Below are 16,060 nucleotides of genomic sequence, written 5' to 3'. Positions count from 1 at the left end.
GTGCTCCTGCTCCTGAAAGTTCTCGGGCGCTGCTCTGCGTCTCGGTCCGGCCTACTTGAAGGCGATGTTGTAGAGGCCGCCCGCGATGGCGCCGCCGATCAGCGGCCCCACGACCGGGATCCACGCATAGCTCCAGTCGGAGCTGCCCTTGTTGGGCAGCGGAAGCAGAGAGTGCACGATGCGCGGGCCGAGGTCACGGACCGGGTTGATCGCGTATCCGGTCGGGCCGCCGAGCGAGAGACCGATGCTGACCACGACGAGCGCCGTGATGAGGGCGCCGAGGACGCCGATGCCGTTGCCGCCGTCGTTGAGGCCCTGGGTGAGGATCGCGAGGACCAGTACGACCGTCGCGATGATCTCCGTGGCCAGGTTCTGCCAGACGTTGCGGATCGCCGGCGCGGTGGAGAAGACGCCGAGCACGGGGCCGGGCTGGTGGCGCTTCGCCTGCTGCGCCGCCGGGGCCTCGGTGTCCTGCGCGCCCGGACCGCCGACGATCTCGCGGTCGGTGAGGTGCGCCTGGAAGTGCCCGTAGTACGCGATCCACACGAGTACGGCACCGATCATGGCGCCGAACAGCTGAGAGACCAGGTAGAGCGGAACGTCGCTCCACTTGGTGCCGCCCTCGATGGCGAGGCCGATCGTGACCGCCGGGTTCAGGTGGGCGCCGGAGACGCCGCCCACCATGTAGGCGCCGGTCAGTACCGCGAAGCCCCACCCGAAGGTGACCGCGAGCCAGCCGGCGTTCAGCGCGTTCGAGCGCTTCAGCGTGACGGCGGCGCACACGCCACCGCCCAGCAGGATGAGTACGGCGGTACCTATGGTCTCGCCGATGAAGATGTCGGAGCTGGACACCCGCGACTCCTTTGTCCTTCGTCCAGGGGAATACCCGAGTACGAACCCCCGGGTCCCTTTCCGGTGGTCCGAGCCCCCGTTGCGAGGGGCGGGTTCGGCCTGGCCTGCCCACACTCTAACGCGTATTGCCGGTAGGTGTTCGACAATGCCGACCGATGGACGCGAGTCTCGCCCCGCGTTCACTGAATCGTCAAGGGTCCTGTTATCGAAAACACGATCGTTATTGATCGTTCCCGCTTATCGGTGCCCGCATGTGGACCGGGCGTTCATCGATCGTCGCGCGGATCGGTGCACCCTGCACCTTGAAACGTGGGGAGGCGTCGGGGGGAAGGCCGCGGGAATCGCCGGGGGAAAACGTCAAAGCCCCGTCCGGGAACGGGGCTTGAGGAAAAGATGAGGCGGACTCAGAAGCGGCTGGCGCCCAGATCCCGGGAGACCGCGCGGGCGCAATCCCTTACGGCCGCGATGAGTTCGGGCCGCAGCGCGCCCTCCTCGCCGGGCTTGCAGACCCGCTCCACCGCACCGGTGACGCCGACCGCGCCCACCGGCATCCGGTGCCGGTCGTGGATGGGCGCCGCGACCGAGGCCACGCCCTCCCAGGTCTCCTCGACATCGGCGGCGTACCCGCGCGCCCGGGTCAGATCGAGGACGGACTCGAACTCCCCGAGCTCGCACACCGTCCGGGCCGTGAACTCCTTGCGCTCCGTGTCCACGATCTCGCTGTGCGCGACCGGATCGTACGCGGAGATGACCTTGCCGAGCGCCGTCGAGTGCAGCGGCTGCATCGCCCCGACCTCCAGCACCTGCCGGCTGTCGTCGGGCCGGAACACGTGGTGCACGATCAGCACGCCCTGCTGGTGCAGGACGCCCAGATACACCGCCTCGCCGCTGGAGCGGGCCAGGTCGTCGGTCCAGACGAGCGCGCGGGCCCGCAGCTCGTGGACGTCCAGATAGCTGTTGCCCAGGCGCAGCAGCTCCGCGCCCAGCTGATAACGCCCCGACGCCGCGTCCTGCTCCACGAAGCCCTCGGCCTGCAACGTGCGCAGAATGCCGTGCGCGGTGCCCTTGGCAAGGCCGAGGGCCGAGGCGATGTCCGAGAGACCGAGTCGCCGCTCGCCGCCCGCGAGGAGCCGGAGCATCGCCGCGGCCCGTTCCAGCGACTGGATGTTGCGTGCCATCGCAGTCCCTTCCTCCCTGGGTCCTCTCACGCTGCCGTGTTCTGCCGTGCTACTACGTTCGACAATGCTGAACAGTATCGGTCGTTGCCGACCTCCCGCTAATGCGGCGTGCGCCTATATTTCGGCCCGTTTCCCGTCAGCTCCCGCTTCCGCACGGTGCGCCCCCGTACCCCGTACGCCATTCCGGCCCGTGGACGCCTGGACGGATGGACCTTCGGCCCGGCTACCCTGACCGGGTGCGCCTCCAGCAGTGGAGCCGCAAAGCCGACAGCCGTCGCACCTCAGGGAGCACTTTCATGGCCTCGTTGCCGACGCCCGCCACCGATTCCCGCGCCCGTGTGGACGCCCTCAGGGAAGCCCTCGCCACCCGCGTGGTGGTGGCCGACGGGGCGATGGGCACCATGTTGCAGGCGCAGGATCCCACGCTCGAGGACTTCCAGGATCTCGAGGGGTGCAACGAGATCCTCAACGTCACCCGCCCCGACATCGTCCGCTCGGTCCACGAGGAGTACTACTCCGTCGGTGTGGACTGCGTGGAGACCAACACGTTCGGCTCGAACTTCACCGCCGCGAGCGAGTACGAGATCGGCGACCGGATCGTCGAGCTGTCCGAGGCCGGCGCCCGCATCGCCCGCGAGGTCGCCGACGAGTTCACCGCGAAGACCGGGCAGCAGCGCTGGGTCCTCGGCTCGATCGGCCCCGGCACCAAGCTGCCCTCGCTCGGCCACATCGACTACGCCACGATCCGCGACGGCTACCAGCAGAACGCCGAGGGCCTCCTGGCCGGCGGCGCCGACGCGCTGATCGTGGAGACCAGCCAGGACCTGCTGCAGACCAAGTCCAGCCTGATCGGCGCCCGCCGCGCCATGGACGCCCTCGGCGTCTCGGTCCCGCTGATCTGCTCCCTCGCCTTCGAGACCACCGGCGTGATGCTGCTCGGCTCCGAGATCGGCGCGGCGCTGACCGCCCTGGAGCCGCTGGGCATCGACCTGATCGGCCTGAACTGCTCGACGGGCCCGGCCGAGATGAGCGAGCACCTGCGCTACCTCGCGCAGCACTCCACGACGCCGCTGATGTGCATGCCGAACGCCGGTCTGCCGATCCTGGGCAAGGACGGCGCGCACTTCCCGCTGACCCCGCCGGAGATGGCGGACGCGCAGGAGAACTTCATCAACAGCTACGGCCTGCAGCTGGTCGGCGGCTGCTGCGGCTCCACGCCCGAGCACCTGCGCCAGGTCGTCGAGCGGGTCCGCGAGATGACCCCGCCCGCGCGCGCCCCGCATCCCGAGCCCGGCGCCGCCTCGCTCTACCAGACCGTGCCGTTCCGCCAGGACACCGCGTACATGGCGATCGGCGAGCGCACGAACGCCAACGGCTCGAAGAAGTTCCGCGAGGCCATGCTGGAGGCCCGCTGGGACGACTGCGTGGAGATGGCCCGCGACCAGATCCGCGAGGGCGCCCACATGCTCGACCTGTGCGTCGACTACGTGGGCCGCGACGGCGTCGCCGACATGAAGGAACTGGCCGGCCGCTTCGCCACCGCCTCCACGCTGCCCATCGTCCTGGACTCGACCGAGGTCCCGGTGATCCGGGCCGGTCTGGAGAAGCTGGGCGGCCGCGCGGTCATCAACTCCGTCAACTACGAGGACGGCGACGGCCCGGAGTCCCGCTTCGCGAAGGTCACCGCGCTGGCGCAGGAGCACGGCGCCGCGCTGATCGCGCTGACCATCGACGAGGAGGGCCAGGCCCGCACCCCCGAGAAGAAGGTCGAGATCGCCGAGCGGCTGATCGACGACCTCACCGGGAACTGGGGCATCCGCGAGTCGGACATCCTCATCGACACCCTGACGTTCACCATCTGTACGGGCCAGGAGGAGTCCCGGGGCGACGGCATCGCCACCATCGAGGCGATCCGCGAGCTCAAGCGCCGCCACCCGGACGTGCAGACCACGCTGGGCCTGTCGAACATCTCCTTCGGCCTGAACCCGGCCGCGCGCATCGTCCTCAACTCCGTCTTCCTCGACGAGTGCGTGAAGGCGGGCCTGGACTCGGCGATCGTGCACGCCTCCAAGATCCTGCCGATCGCCCGCTTCGACGAGGAGCAGGTCAAGACCGCCCTCGACCTGGTCTACGACCGCCGCAGCGAGGGCTACGACCCACTGCAGAAGCTGATGGAGCTCTTCGAGGGCGCCACCGCGAAGTCGCTGAAGGCCGGCAAGGCCGAGGAGCTGGCGGCCCTGCCGCTGGAGGAGCGCCTCAAGCGCCGCATCATCGACGGCGAGAAGAACGGCCTGGAGGCCGACCTCGCCGCCGCCCTGGAGTCCCGCCCGGCGCTGGAGATCGTCAACGACATCCTCCTGGACGGCATGAAGGTGGTCGGCGAGCTGTTCGGTTCCGGCCAGATGCAGCTGCCGTTCGTGCTGCAGTCGGCCGAGGTGATGAAGAACGCGGTGGCCTACCTGGAGCCGCACATGGAGAAGTCGGACACGGAGGGCAAGGGCACCATCGTGCTGGCCACCGTGCGCGGCGACGTCCACGACATCGGCAAGAACCTCGTCGACATCATCCTGTCCAACAACGGCTACAACGTCGTCAACCTGGGCATCAAGCAGCCGGTCTCCGCGATCCTGGAGGCGGCCGAGGAACACCGGGCCGACGTGATCGGCATGTCCGGTCTCCTGGTGAAGTCGACCGTGATCATGAAGGAGAACCTGGAGGAGCTCAACCAGCGCAAGCTGGCGGCCGACTACCCGGTGATCCTGGGCGGCGCCGCCCTCACCCGCGCCTACGTCGAGCAGGACCTGCACGAGATCTACGAGGGCGAAGTCCGTTACGCCCGCGACGCGTTCGAGGGCCTGCGCCTCATGGACGCCCTGATCGCGGTCAAGCGCGGCGTCCCCGGCGCCACCCTGCCCGAGCTGAAGCAGCGCCGCGTCAAGGCGGGCAACGTGACGGTCGAGGAGCAGCCCGACGAGGGCCCGGTGCGCTCGGACATCTCCGTCGACAACCCCGTCCCCGAGCCTCCCTTCTGGGGCACCCGCGTGATCAAGGGCATCCAGCTCAAGGAGTACGCGTCCTGGCTGGACGAGGGCGCCCTGTTCAAGGGCCAGTGGGGCCTGAAGCAGGCGCGTACCGGCGACGGGCCGACGTACGAGGAGCTGGTGGAGACCGAGGGCCGCCCGCGGCTGCGCGGCTGGCTCGACGAGCTGCACACCAAGAACATGCTGGAAGCGGCCGTGGTGCACGGCTACTTCCCGTGCGTGTCCAAGGGCGACGACCTGATCATCCTCGACGACGCGGGCAACGAGCGGACCCGCTTCACCTTCCCGCGCCAGCGCCGCGGCCGCCGCCTGTGCCTCGCCGACTTCTTCCGCCCGGAGGAGTCCGGGGAGACGGACGTCGTGGGGCTGCAGGTCGTCACCGTCGGCTCGAAGATCGGCGAGGCCACCGCCGAGCTGTTCGCCTCCGACTCCTACCGCGACTACCTCGAACTGCACGGCCTGTCGGTCCAGTTGGCCGAGGCGCTCGCCGAGTACTGGCACGCCCGGGTCCGCTCCGAGCTGGGCTTCTCCGGCGAGGACCCGTCCGCGATGGAGGACATGTTCGCGCTGAAGTACCGCGGCGCCCGGTTCTCGCTCGGCTACGGCGCCTGCCCGAACCTGGAGGACCGCGCGAAGATCGCGGACCTGCTGCAGCCGGAGCGGATCGGCGTCCACCTCAGCGAGGAGTTCCAGCTCCACCCCGAGCAGTCCACCGACGCGATCGTCATCCATCACCCCGAGGCGAAGTACTTCAACGCGCGGTAGCGCGCTGAAGCGGCTGGGGGTCCGGGGGGCGTCCCCCGGGAGAAACAGCAACGCGCGGTAATCGGAACCAGTCGTACACTGGTCGGTCCAGCGCAGGCCGGTCCTCTTCCGAACAGGGAGGGGGACCGGCCTCTTCGTCCCTCATGGAGGTGTGCACGGATGACGTCAACGGTCCCCGCACTCGGCACTCGAACGGCCGACGGCTCCACCCTTCAGGCCGTGCTCCTCGACATGGACGGAACCCTCGTCGACACCGAAGGGTTCTGGTGGGACGCCGAGGTGGCCGTCTTCGCGGCACTCGGCCACACCCTCGACAAGGCGTGGCAGACGGTCGTCGTCGGCGGCCCCATGAGCCGCAGCGCCGGCTTCCTCATCGAGGCCACCGGCGCCGACATCACCCTGCCGGAGCTGACGGGACTGCTGAACGACGGCTTCGAGCAGCGCATCAGCCGGTCCCTGCCGCTGATGCCGGGCGCCGCGAGACTCCTCGCCGAGCTCGCCGCGCACAAGGTGCCGACCGCGCTCGTCTCCGCCTCGCACCGGCGCATCATCGACCGCGTCCTGCACTCGCTCGGTCCGGCCAACTTCCACCTCACCGTCGCCGGCGACGAGGTCGCCCGGACCAAGCCGCACCCCGACCCGTACCTGATCGCCGCCGCGGGACTGGGCGCCGAACCGGGGCGCTGCGCCGTCATCGAGGACACCGCCACCGGGGTCGCCGCGGCCGAGGCAGCGGGCTGCCAGGTCGTCGCCGTACCGTCCGTCGCGCCCATCGAGCCCGCCCGTCGGCGCACGGTCGTCACGTCCCTCGAACACGTCAACCTGCCTTTCCTGCATGGCCTCATGACGCTCTGACAGGTGCGGTGCGGCGCCGGGGCGTGGCCGAATCGCCATACCTCCCAACCCAGTTGATTGTGTGACGTTTCCCACTCGACCGGGGGTCGACAGGTCCGCTCCGGCGTGCTGGATGCCCGCTTTCCGTCCTCTCGGGCGTAACCATGTGTCCCGATTGGTGACTCCCTGCGCCGTACCTTCCTCCTGAGGTGTTTTCGGTGCGTCCACGCCCGGTTCCGCAGCGTGATGAGCGCTCGTTTCCGGTGCCTTCGAGCCCTGGGCGCAGGCCCATTAATCTCGTCGCGAGAACATCGCCCCACCCCTTGTGTTCCTGTCGCCGACTCCGCGCTGGGCACGAGTGGGTCAAGCTCTGGAGAACGTCGAGCATGAACCGCAAGACTCTGGTGCTGTCGGCCGTCATCGGCCTGCTCGCTCCTGCGCTGGCCGCGTGCGGAGGATCGGACAGCGGTAGTGGTGGCGATGCCATCGTGGTGGGCACGACCGACCAGTTCGAGCTCACCAGTGACTCTCCGGCCCCGTTCGACCCGGCCTACTCCTATGACGCGGGCGTGTGGAACGTGCTGCGGCAGACCTTCCAGACGCTGGTGGCGGTGCCCAAGGGCGGCGGCGAGCCCGAGCCGGAGGCGGCACAGAGCTGCGTGTTCAGCGACACCGGCAGCGAGCGCTATGTGTGCACGCTGCGCAAGGGGCTGGAGTTCTCGGACGGCACCCCCGTGACGGCCGCCGATGTGAAGTACTCGATCGACCGGGTGCGCGGCATCGACAGCGACAGCGGTATCGCGGGTCTGCTCTCCACCGTCGACACGGTCGAGGTGGTCGGCAAGCGCCAGGTCGTGTTCCACCTCAACACGCCGGACGCGACCTTCCCGTACAAGCTGGCCACTCCGGCCGCCGCCATCGTCAACCCCGACGACTACGCCAAGAACAAGCTCCGCAAGGGCTTCGACATGGACGGGTCGGGCGTGTACACGCTGCAGACCGAGGTGAAGAACGACAAGGTCGTCAAGGCGACCTTCACCAAGAACCCTCGCTACAAGGGCACGTTGACGGCCAAGAGCGACAAGGTCGAGCTGCGTCCGATGGCCAGCGCCGAAGCCATGGAGACGGCGCTGGAGAAGGGCGACATCGATGTGATGAGCCGCACGCTGTCGCCCGACCAGATCGCGAAGTACTCGGCCAAGGAGCCCGAGGGCATCAACTTCGTCGAGACGCAGGGTCTGGAGACGAACTTCCTCGGGTTCGCGCTCGACGACGGCGACGTGGGCAACAAGGCCGTCCGCCAGGCCGTGGCGCAGGTCGTCGACCGCGGCCAGATAGCCGCCGAGGCCTACAAGTCCACCTCCGAGGCGCTGTACTCGCTCGTCCCCGCCGGTGTCGTGGGGCACGCCAACTCCTTCTTCAACAAGTACAACGATCCGGACCGGGACAAGGCGGCCGCGATCCTGCGCCGCGCGGGCGTCTCGACTCCCGTCAAGCTCTCGCTGCACTACACCCAGGACCACTACGGCCCGGTCATGAAGAAGGAGTTCGAGCTGTTGAAGCAGCAGCTCGACGGGAGCGGGCTGTTCTCCACGGAGGTCCACGAGACGAAGTCCTGGACCACGTACCGGGCCGCCCAGCTCAAGGGCAAGTACCAGGTCTACGGCATGGGCTGGGTCGCGGACTTCCCCGACGCCGACAACTTCCTGGCGCCGTTCCTCGACAAGGACAACTTCCTCAAGTCGACCTACGCCAACAACACCATCAGGCGCGAGCTCATCCCCGCCTCCCGGCGCGAGGCCGACCGGATGTCCGCGTCCAAGTCCCTGGGACAGATCCAGGACATCGTCGCCGATGACGTCCCCATGCTGCCGCTCACCCAGACCAAGCAGTACGTCGCCGCGCGCGACGACATCACCGGTGTCGAGTGGGCCCTTTCCGCCACCTCCGAGCTCCAGATGTGGGAGCTGGGCCGAGGCGTCAGCGGCTGATCCCTCCCGCACCGACCGGACCCACGCACGACCGACGACAAGGCATGTACGTGAGAATGCGCAACCAGTGGCTCGTCCCGCCCCTCGGCGTCGGACTCGCCGCGGCCCTGCTGACCGGCTGCGGCTCGGACGACGGCTCGACCGCCGGAACCGGCGACGCCGTGGTCATGGGCATGTCCGACGACGTCCAGGCGACCGACCCGGCCTCGGGATACGACCCGGGCTCATGGCTGCTGTTCAACAACGTCTTCCAGTCCCTGCTCAGCTTCCCCAACGGATCCACCGAGCCGGAGCCGGAAGCCGCCAAGGAGTGCCAGTTCAACGACGGCACCACGGTCTACACGTGCACGCTGCGCGACGGCCTCGAGTTCAGCAACGGCGACGCGCTCACCTCGAAGGACGTCAAGTACTCCTTCGACCGCATGATGAAGATCAATGACGGCGCCGGTCCCGCGATCATGTTCCCGATGCTGGACAAGGTGCAGGCGCCGAACGAGAAGACCGTCGTCTTCAAGCTGAAGTACGCCGACGCGACCTTCCCGAGCAAGATCGCCTCCGGCGCCGGCTCGATCGTCGACCGCACCGAGTACCCCGCCGACAAGCTCCGCACCGACGGCAAGGCCGTCGGCTCGGGCCCGTACAAGCTCGACTCGTACGGCAAGAAGGAAGCGGTCTTCTCGGTCAACACCAAGTACGAGGGCAACGCCGAGGTCAAGAATTCCGGCGTGACCATGAAGTTCTTCCACGGCGACCAGACGGGCCTGAAGAAGTCCCTGCTCGCCGGTGACGTCGACGTCGCCTACCGCGGTCTCGCCGCCAAGGACATCTCCGACATCGAGGCGTCCAACAACAAGGACATCGACGTCATCCAGGGCACCAGCGCCGAGGTCCAGCACCTGGTCTTCAACGTGAAGGACCCGGTCGTCGGCAAGCTCGGCGTGCGCAAGGCGATGGCCTACCTCGTCGACCGCGACGCCCTCATCAACGACGTCTACGACAACACGACGAGCGCGCTCTACTCGATCATCCCGGCGGGCATCACCGGCCACAACACCGCGTTCTTCGACACGTACGGCGACCACCCGGACAAGGCCAGGGCCGCGGCCGCGCTGCGCGCCGCCGGCATCACCGGCAAGGTCAAGCTCACGCTCTGGTCCACGCCCTCGCGCTACGGACCGGCCACCGACGCCGAGTTCAAGGCCATTGCCAAACAGCTGAACGCGAGCGGCCTGTTCGACGCCGACGTCAAGTCCGTCGAGTTCTCCCAGTACGAGCGGGACATCAAGTCCGGCAAGTACGGCGTCTACGTCAAGGGCTGGGTGCCCGACTACCCGGACCCGGACAACTTCACCCAGCCGTTCTTCGGCAAGGACAACGTCCTCGCCAACAACTACACCAACAACACGATCACCGACACGATCGTCCCGGAGACGGCCGCACTGTCCGACCGGGGCACCACCACCGGCCCGTACGAGCAGCTGCAGAACATCGTCGCCGAGCAACTGCCGATCCTGCCGCTCTGGCAGGCCAAGCAGTACGCTCTCGTCCGCGACGGCGTCTACGGCCTGGAGAACTGCCTGGACGCGTCGACCGTGTTCCGCTTCTGGGAGATCAGCAAGGGCTGACCCCTCTCTCCGTACGCACATGAAGGCGGCGGCCACCGATCGGTGGCCGCCGCCTTCATGCTCGAACCACGGGCCTACTGCGCGCCCGGGCGGACCAGCCCGCTCTCGTACGCGTACACGGCCGCCTGCACCCGGTCGCGCAGCCCCAACTTCGTCAGGACATGGCCGACATGGGTCTTCACGGTCGTCTCGCTGACGAACAGGTCGGCGGCGATCTCCGCGTTCGACAACCCGCGCGCCACCAGCTTCAGCACCTCCACCTCGCGCTCGGTGAGGGTGTGCAGCGTGTCCGGCACCGGCTCGTCGCCCGACGGCAGATGGTCCGCGTACTTGTCGAGCAGCCGGCGCGTGATGCTCGGCGCCAGCATCGCCTCGCCCGCGGCGACCACCCGGATCGCCTGCACCAGCTCATTGGCCGGGGCGTCCTTGAGGAGGAAGCCGCTGGCGCCGGCCCGCAGCGCCTCGACGACGTACTCGTCCAGATCGAAGGTCGTCAGGACCAGCACCTTCGCCGGGCCGTCCCGCCCGGGGCCGGTGATCTGCCGGGTCGCCTCGACCCCGTCCATCCGCGGCATCCGGATGTCCATCAGCACCACATCGGGCTGCAGGGCGCGGACCTGATCGAGAGCCTGGAGGCCGTCGCCGGCCTCACCGACGACCGCGATGTCCTGCTCGGCCTCCAGAATCATGCGGAAGCCCGTACGCAGCAGCGGCTGGTCGTCGACCAGTAGGACACGGATCGCCACGAACAACTCCTTCGGTAGTCCGGCCCCATTCTGCCCTGCTACGCGGTACCCGACTCGGCCGCCCTGTCCGACTCCTCCGCCGGGGCCGGCACCACCGCCTTGATCTCCAGCGGATAGGGCGGGGGAGTACCCCCGAATTCCGGGCAGACCGCCTGGTGGTCGCACCAGCCGCACAGCTTCGTCGGCCGCGGCCGCCACTCCCCGCTCTCCGTGGCGAGCTGGATCGCGTCCCACAGCGCGTGCAGCTTGCGCTCCACCCGCTCCAGGTCGGAGATCACCGGGTCGTACGTGATGACGTCCCCGCTCCCGAGATACACGAGCTGCAGCCGGCGCGGCACGACCCCCTTCAGCCGCCACACCACCAGCGCGTAGAACTTCATCTGGAACAGCGCGCCCTCGGCGTACTCGGGGCGCGGCGCCTTGCCCGTCTTGTAGTCCACGATGCGCACGTCACCGGTCGGCGCGACGTCGACCCGGTCGATGATCCCGCGCAGCTTCAGCCCCGACTCCAGCTCGGCCTCGACGAACAGCTCCCGCTCGGCCGGCTCGAGCCGCGTCGGATCCTCCAGCGTGAACCACCGCTCGACCAGGCGCTCCGCCTCACCGAGCCAGCGGGTCATCCGCTCGCCCTCGGCGTCGTCCGCGAACAGCTCCCCCAGCTCGGGCCTGACCTCCCGCAGCCGGTCCCACTGCCCGGGGATCAGCGACTTGGCGCGCGGCGCGGTCCGCTCCCCGGCCGGCGCGTCGAAGAGCCGCTCGAGCACGGCGTGGACCAGGGTGCCTCTCGTCGCCGCCTCGCTCGGCTTCTCCGGCAGCTTGTCGATGACCCGGAACCGGTACAGCAACGGGCACTGCATGAAATCGCTCGCGCGCGACGGCGACAGCGACGCCGGCCGCGCGGCAGGCTTCACAGGGCTGTTCTCGGTGCCCGTCCCGGTACTGGTCTCCATGCCTCACCACGTTACGGCCCGCCACTGACAGTCAGGCACCTGCGCGTCCCACCGCGTCTTGCGTAGCGTGGCCCGGGGGAGTCGACCGGGGCCGCCGGACACTGTCCGCATACCATCGACGCCAGAACGTCCCGCCCCGTGGCGGGAGACGCTTCGAACGAGGGGACCGAGGGATCACCGTGGACGAGAGCGGGCAGCCGCAGTCCGGCACCGGGGAGGCGACGCCGCCCACGGAGCGCACCGGAGACCGTCACACGGCGTCCCGGGGCACGACAGGCATGGCCGAGCGCTCCGGACCCGGTCCGGGCGATGCGCAGAACCTTCCGCAGCGGGACACCTCCGCCGCCCCGACACCGGACGACACAGGGGACACCACCCCGGTGGCCCCGGGCGAGCACACCGCCGCCGGGCCCGCACAGAAGGAAGCGGAGAAGGAAGCGGACCCGCACCCCACGGTCGGTGGCGCGGCCCAGGACGCCGACACTTCGGGCACCGGCCCGACCGACCCCGAGCCGCGGCCCACCGGCGGCGGCGGCACTCCGGGCACCGGCAACCCGGACATCGGTACCCCGGCGCAGGGTCCGGGAGGGCCGTTCGACCGGCACCCCGAGCGCGCCGCCGCCACCTCCGGCAGGCGCAAGGGCCCCACCAAGCCGCCCGAGCCCCGCGGCGGGCTGCTCATGGGCCGGCCGTTCGGCGTCCCGGTGTACGTCGCGCCCAGCTGGTTCCTCGTGGCCGCGCTCATCACCTGGGTGTTCGGCGGACAGCTCGACCGGGTGCTGCCCGAGCTCGGCGCCGCCCGCTACCTGGTCGCCCTCTTCTTCGCGGTCGCCTTCTACGCCTCGGTGCTCGTCCACGAACTCGCCCACACCGTCGCCGCCCTGCGCTTCAAGCTCCCGGTGCGCCGGATCCGGCTGCAGTTCTTCGGCGGAGTGTCGGAGATCGAGAAGGAGTCCGAGACCCCGGGCCGCGAGTTCGTGCTCGCCTTCGTCGGCCCCCTGCTCTCCCTGGTCCTGGCCGGTGTCTTCTATCTCGCCATGATGGCCGTCGAGCCGGGTACCGTCCCCGGCGTCCTGCTCGCGGGGCTGATGGTCTCGAACCTCATCGTCGCCGCGTTCAACCTGCTGCCCGGCCTGCCCCTCGACGGCGGCCGCATGCTGCGCGCCGTCGTCTGGAAGATCACCGGCAAGCCCATGAGCGGCACGGTCGCCGCCGCCTGGGTCGGCCGCGCCCTCGCCATCGCCGTCCTCATCGGCCTGCCGCTGCTCACCCAGTCCGGCGCCCTCGGCGAAGGCGCGGAGGAGGTCAGCGGCATGGACACCGTCACCGACGCGCTCCTGGCCGCCATCCTCGCCGCGATCATCTGGACCGGCGCAGGCAACAGCCTTCGCATGGCCCGCCTGCGCGAACACCTCCCGGAACTGCGCGCCCGCACCCTGACCCGCCGCGCCGTCCCCGTCGAGCACGGGACCCCCCTCTCCGAGGCCCTGCGCCGCGCCAACGAGGCGGGGGCCCGCGCCCTGGTCGTCGTCGACCCCGACGGCGAACCCCGCTCCCTCGTCCGCGAGGCCGCCATCGTCGGCGTCCCCGAGCACCGCCGCCCCTGGGTCCCGGTCAGCGGCCTCGCCCAGGACCTGACGGACGGCATGCGCGTATCGGCCGAGCTGGCGGGGGAGGAGCTCCTCGACACCCTGCGCGCGACCCCGGCGACCGAGTACCTGGTGGTGGAGGAGAACGGCGCGATCTACGGAGTCCTCTCCGCGGCCGACGTGGAGCGCGCCTTCGTCAAGGCGATGGCCCGTCCCTCGTAGCGGCTCTGTGGTCGGCGTCCCGCCCGCGGCCCGGTACGCTGTTCACATGTCCGAACCGACCGGTGCCGCCCGCCGACGCGGGCCCTTCAAGGTCGGGGACCAGGTTCAGCTGACCGACCCCAAGGGCCGCCACTACACGTTCACGCTCGAAGAGGGAAAGAACTTCCACACCCACAAGGGTTCCTTCCCGCACGACGAGCTGATCGGCGCTCCCGAGGGCAGCGTTGTCCGCACCACCGGAAACGTCGCCTACCTCGCGCTGCGCCCCCTGCTCCCCGACTACGTCCTGTCCATGCCCCGCGGTGCCGCCGTGGTCTACCCCAAGGACGCGGGGCAGATCCTGGCCTTCGCCGACATCTTCCCCGGCGCCCGCGTCGTCGAGGCGGGGGTGGGCTCCGGCTCGCTCAGCAGCTTCCTGCTGCGCGCGATCGGTGACGAGGGCATGCTGCACTCGTACGAGCGCCGCGAGGACTTCGCCGAGATCGCGAAGGGGAACGTCGAACGCTACTTCGGCGGCCCGCACCCGGCCTGGCAGCTGACCGTCGGCGACCTCCAGGACAACCTGTCCGACGGTGACGTCGACCGCGTCATCCTCGACATGCTGGCCCCCTGGGAGTGCCTGGACGTCGTCAAGAAGGCGCTCGTCCCCGGCGGCATCCTGTGCTGCTACGTCGCCACGACCACGCAGCTGGCCCGCACCGTCGAGTCCATCCGCGAGATCGGCTGCTTCAACGAGCCGACCTCCTGGGAGTCGATGATCCGCAACTGGCACGTGGAGGGCCTCGCCGTCCGCCCCGACCACCGGATGATCGGCCACACCGGCTTCCTGCTCACCGCCCGCCGCCTCGCGGACGGTGTGGAGCCGCCCATGCGCCGCCGCCGCCCCGCCAAGGGCGCCTACGGCGAGGACTACGACGGCCCGAACGCCGACGGCGGCAACCGAGGCCGCTGACGCGCCCCGGCCGCGCAGAGCACGTAGAGCACGTACAACTTCACAACGCGTCGGCGCCATCGTCGAGTTCCCCGTCCCGTACGGGAACTCGGCGACGGCGCCGACGCGTTGACCCTCCGGCAGCACCGCCCCCAGCGGCCACCGCGGAAGCACCGGACATCGGGACCCCGCCGTTCCCCTCCACTGTGACGTATGGCACGATGCTGGCCATCCCCACCGGCACAGCCCTCACGGGAGACACTCCTAGTGCAGCAACCCGCCGTCCCGGAACTGGCGCACACCACCACTCGTCCCATCCACTGGCTGGCCACCGCGGCCGCCCTCGCCGCCGTCGTCGCGGCCTCCGGCTTTCTGCAGCCGGACTCCGCCACCGCGGCCCAGGCCGATGCCGAATCGCCCGTCACGCATGCCGTGTCCGCGGCCCCGCCCGACCCGGCCGCGGTCCACTTCCCGCTGAACTGCGGGCCCGTCAAGGTCCTCGTCCAGAAGAAGGCCTCCGGCGACCTCGACGGTGACGGCAGACCCGAGACGGTCGCGGTCGTCCGCTGCGACGCCGGCTCCGGCACCCCGCCCAACGGCGTGTACGTGCTCACACAGCCCGCGGGCGCGAAGCCCCGCATCGTCGCCACACTGATCGACCCGAAGGACACCTTCACGGTCACCGACCTGGCCGTGCGCGCCGGAGCGGTCACCGCGACCCTCGACGGCTACTCGTCCCCCGATGTGCCGCGCTACCAGCCGGACGTCCACGACAAGGCCAAGTGGCAGTGGAAGAACGGGGCGTTCGTCCGCTCCACCCCTGCCACCGCGCACAGCGTCTGACCACGCCCCCAGGGCACACGAAAGGGGCCTCGCGCACCGCATCGGCGGCGCGCGAGGCCCCTTTCGTCAGCTACCGGCAGCCGGTCGGCCACCTGTCGCTCATTCCGCGTCCGGCCCGTAGACCTCCACGCTGTCCGAAACGCGTCGTACATGGATGCAGTCACCCGGGCACTCCTTCGCCGACGCCACCACATCGGTGAGCAGCGGCAGCGGTACGGCCGTTGAGGCCCCGGGGGCCTGCAGCAGCTCGTCGTCGGCGCTCTTCACATATGCGAGCCCGTCGATGTCCAACTCGAAGACCTCGGGCGCGTACTGGGCGCAGATCCCGTCGCCGGTGCACAGATCCTGGTCGATCCAGACCTCCAGCGCCTCACTGGTGTCGGTGCCGGATCCGGCCTCTTGCTGCACGGTCATGTCTCCTGCCGTTTCCTACGGATCGCTCTGCCGCACTGTCCGGAAACCGACTTCACAAGAGCAAGTCGGGCCAGCGCTG

Annotated in this window: 12 protein-coding genes; 7 read left to right on the top strand and 5 right to left on the bottom strand. The window is 69.6% G+C overall.

What is annotated here, in order from left to right:
* Positions 1 to 51: 51 nt before the first annotated feature.
* Positions 52 to 852, bottom strand: coding sequence for an MIP/aquaporin family protein (locus tag B072_RS0137110; RefSeq protein ID WP_018535052.1), 801 nt, complete (start codon positions 850 to 852; stop codon positions 52 to 54).
* Between the two features lie 404 nt (positions 853 to 1,256).
* Entirely contained in the window at positions 1,257 to 2,030 is a 774-nt protein-coding gene (locus B072_RS0137105) for an IclR family transcriptional regulator (RefSeq protein WP_018535051.1), read from the bottom strand.
* A gap of 296 nt (positions 2,031 to 2,326) precedes the next feature.
* Here B072_RS0137105 and metH point away from each other — a divergent pair, with 296 nt between their 5' ends.
* From metH to B072_RS0137085, 4 genes are all read left to right on the top strand, one after another.
* Positions 2,327 to 5,836, top strand: coding sequence for a methionine synthase (gene metH, locus B072_RS0137100; RefSeq protein WP_018535050.1), 3,510 nt, complete (start codon positions 2,327 to 2,329; stop codon positions 5,834 to 5,836).
* A gap of 159 nt (positions 5,837 to 5,995) precedes the next feature.
* The gene (locus tag B072_RS0137095; RefSeq protein ID WP_018535049.1) at positions 5,996 to 6,691 is read left to right on the top strand and encodes an HAD family hydrolase; all 696 of its coding nucleotides are present in this window, start codon (positions 5,996 to 5,998) and stop codon (positions 6,689 to 6,691) included.
* A gap of 365 nt (positions 6,692 to 7,056) precedes the next feature.
* Complete coding sequence (locus B072_RS0137090; RefSeq protein WP_018535048.1) at positions 7,057 to 8,661, top strand: ABC transporter substrate-binding protein; 1,605 nt, start codon at positions 7,057 to 7,059, stop codon at positions 8,659 to 8,661.
* Positions 8,662 to 8,711: 50 nt separating this feature from the next.
* Entirely contained in the window at positions 8,712 to 10,286 is a 1,575-nt protein-coding gene (locus tag B072_RS0137085; protein WP_026246691.1) for an ABC transporter substrate-binding protein, read from the top strand.
* Between the two features lie 74 nt (positions 10,287 to 10,360).
* Here B072_RS0137085 and B072_RS0137080 read toward each other — a convergent pair whose 3' ends face one another.
* A complete protein-coding gene (locus tag B072_RS0137080; RefSeq protein WP_018535046.1) occupies positions 10,361 to 11,032 on the bottom strand; it encodes a response regulator in 672 nt (223 codons plus the stop codon).
* A gap of 38 nt (positions 11,033 to 11,070) precedes the next feature.
* Entirely contained in the window at positions 11,071 to 11,982 is a 912-nt protein-coding gene (locus tag B072_RS0137075) for a RecB family exonuclease (protein WP_018535045.1), read from the bottom strand.
* A 179-nt stretch (positions 11,983 to 12,161) separates the two neighbouring features.
* On the opposite strand from B072_RS0137075, the gene B072_RS0137070 reads away from it, so the two are divergent.
* The 3 genes from B072_RS0137070 to B072_RS0137060 all read left to right on the top strand — a co-directional run bounded on the left by B072_RS0137070 (position 12,162) and on the right by B072_RS0137060 (position 15,567).
* Positions 12,162 to 13,793, top strand: a complete 1,632-nt coding sequence (locus tag B072_RS0137070; RefSeq protein ID WP_018535044.1) for a site-2 protease family protein — start codon at positions 12,162 to 12,164, stop codon at positions 13,791 to 13,793.
* A 46-nt stretch (positions 13,794 to 13,839) separates the two neighbouring features.
* A complete protein-coding gene (locus tag B072_RS0137065) occupies positions 13,840 to 14,745 on the top strand; it encodes a tRNA (adenine-N1)-methyltransferase (RefSeq protein WP_018535043.1) in 906 nt (301 codons plus the stop codon).
* A gap of 246 nt (positions 14,746 to 14,991) precedes the next feature.
* Positions 14,992 to 15,567 carry a hypothetical protein gene (locus B072_RS0137060; protein WP_018535042.1) on the top strand — a complete coding sequence of 192 codons (576 nt, stop codon included), beginning with the start codon at positions 14,992 to 14,994 and terminating at the stop codon, positions 15,565 to 15,567.
* A gap of 99 nt (positions 15,568 to 15,666) precedes the next feature.
* Here B072_RS0137060 and B072_RS0137055 read toward each other — a convergent pair whose 3' ends face one another.
* Positions 15,667 to 15,981, bottom strand: coding sequence for a ferredoxin (locus tag B072_RS0137055; RefSeq protein WP_018535041.1), 315 nt, complete (start codon positions 15,979 to 15,981; stop codon positions 15,667 to 15,669).
* Positions 15,982 to 16,060 lie beyond the last annotated feature (79 nt).

It is taken from the genome of Streptomyces sp. HmicA12, from assembly GCF_000373565.1.
In the GTDB taxonomy this organism is placed as follows: Bacteria; Actinomycetota; Actinomycetes; order Streptomycetales; family Streptomycetaceae; genus Streptomyces.
Note: the sequence above shows the minus strand (reverse complement) of the source record. Positions and strands in the feature narration are given on the sequence as shown.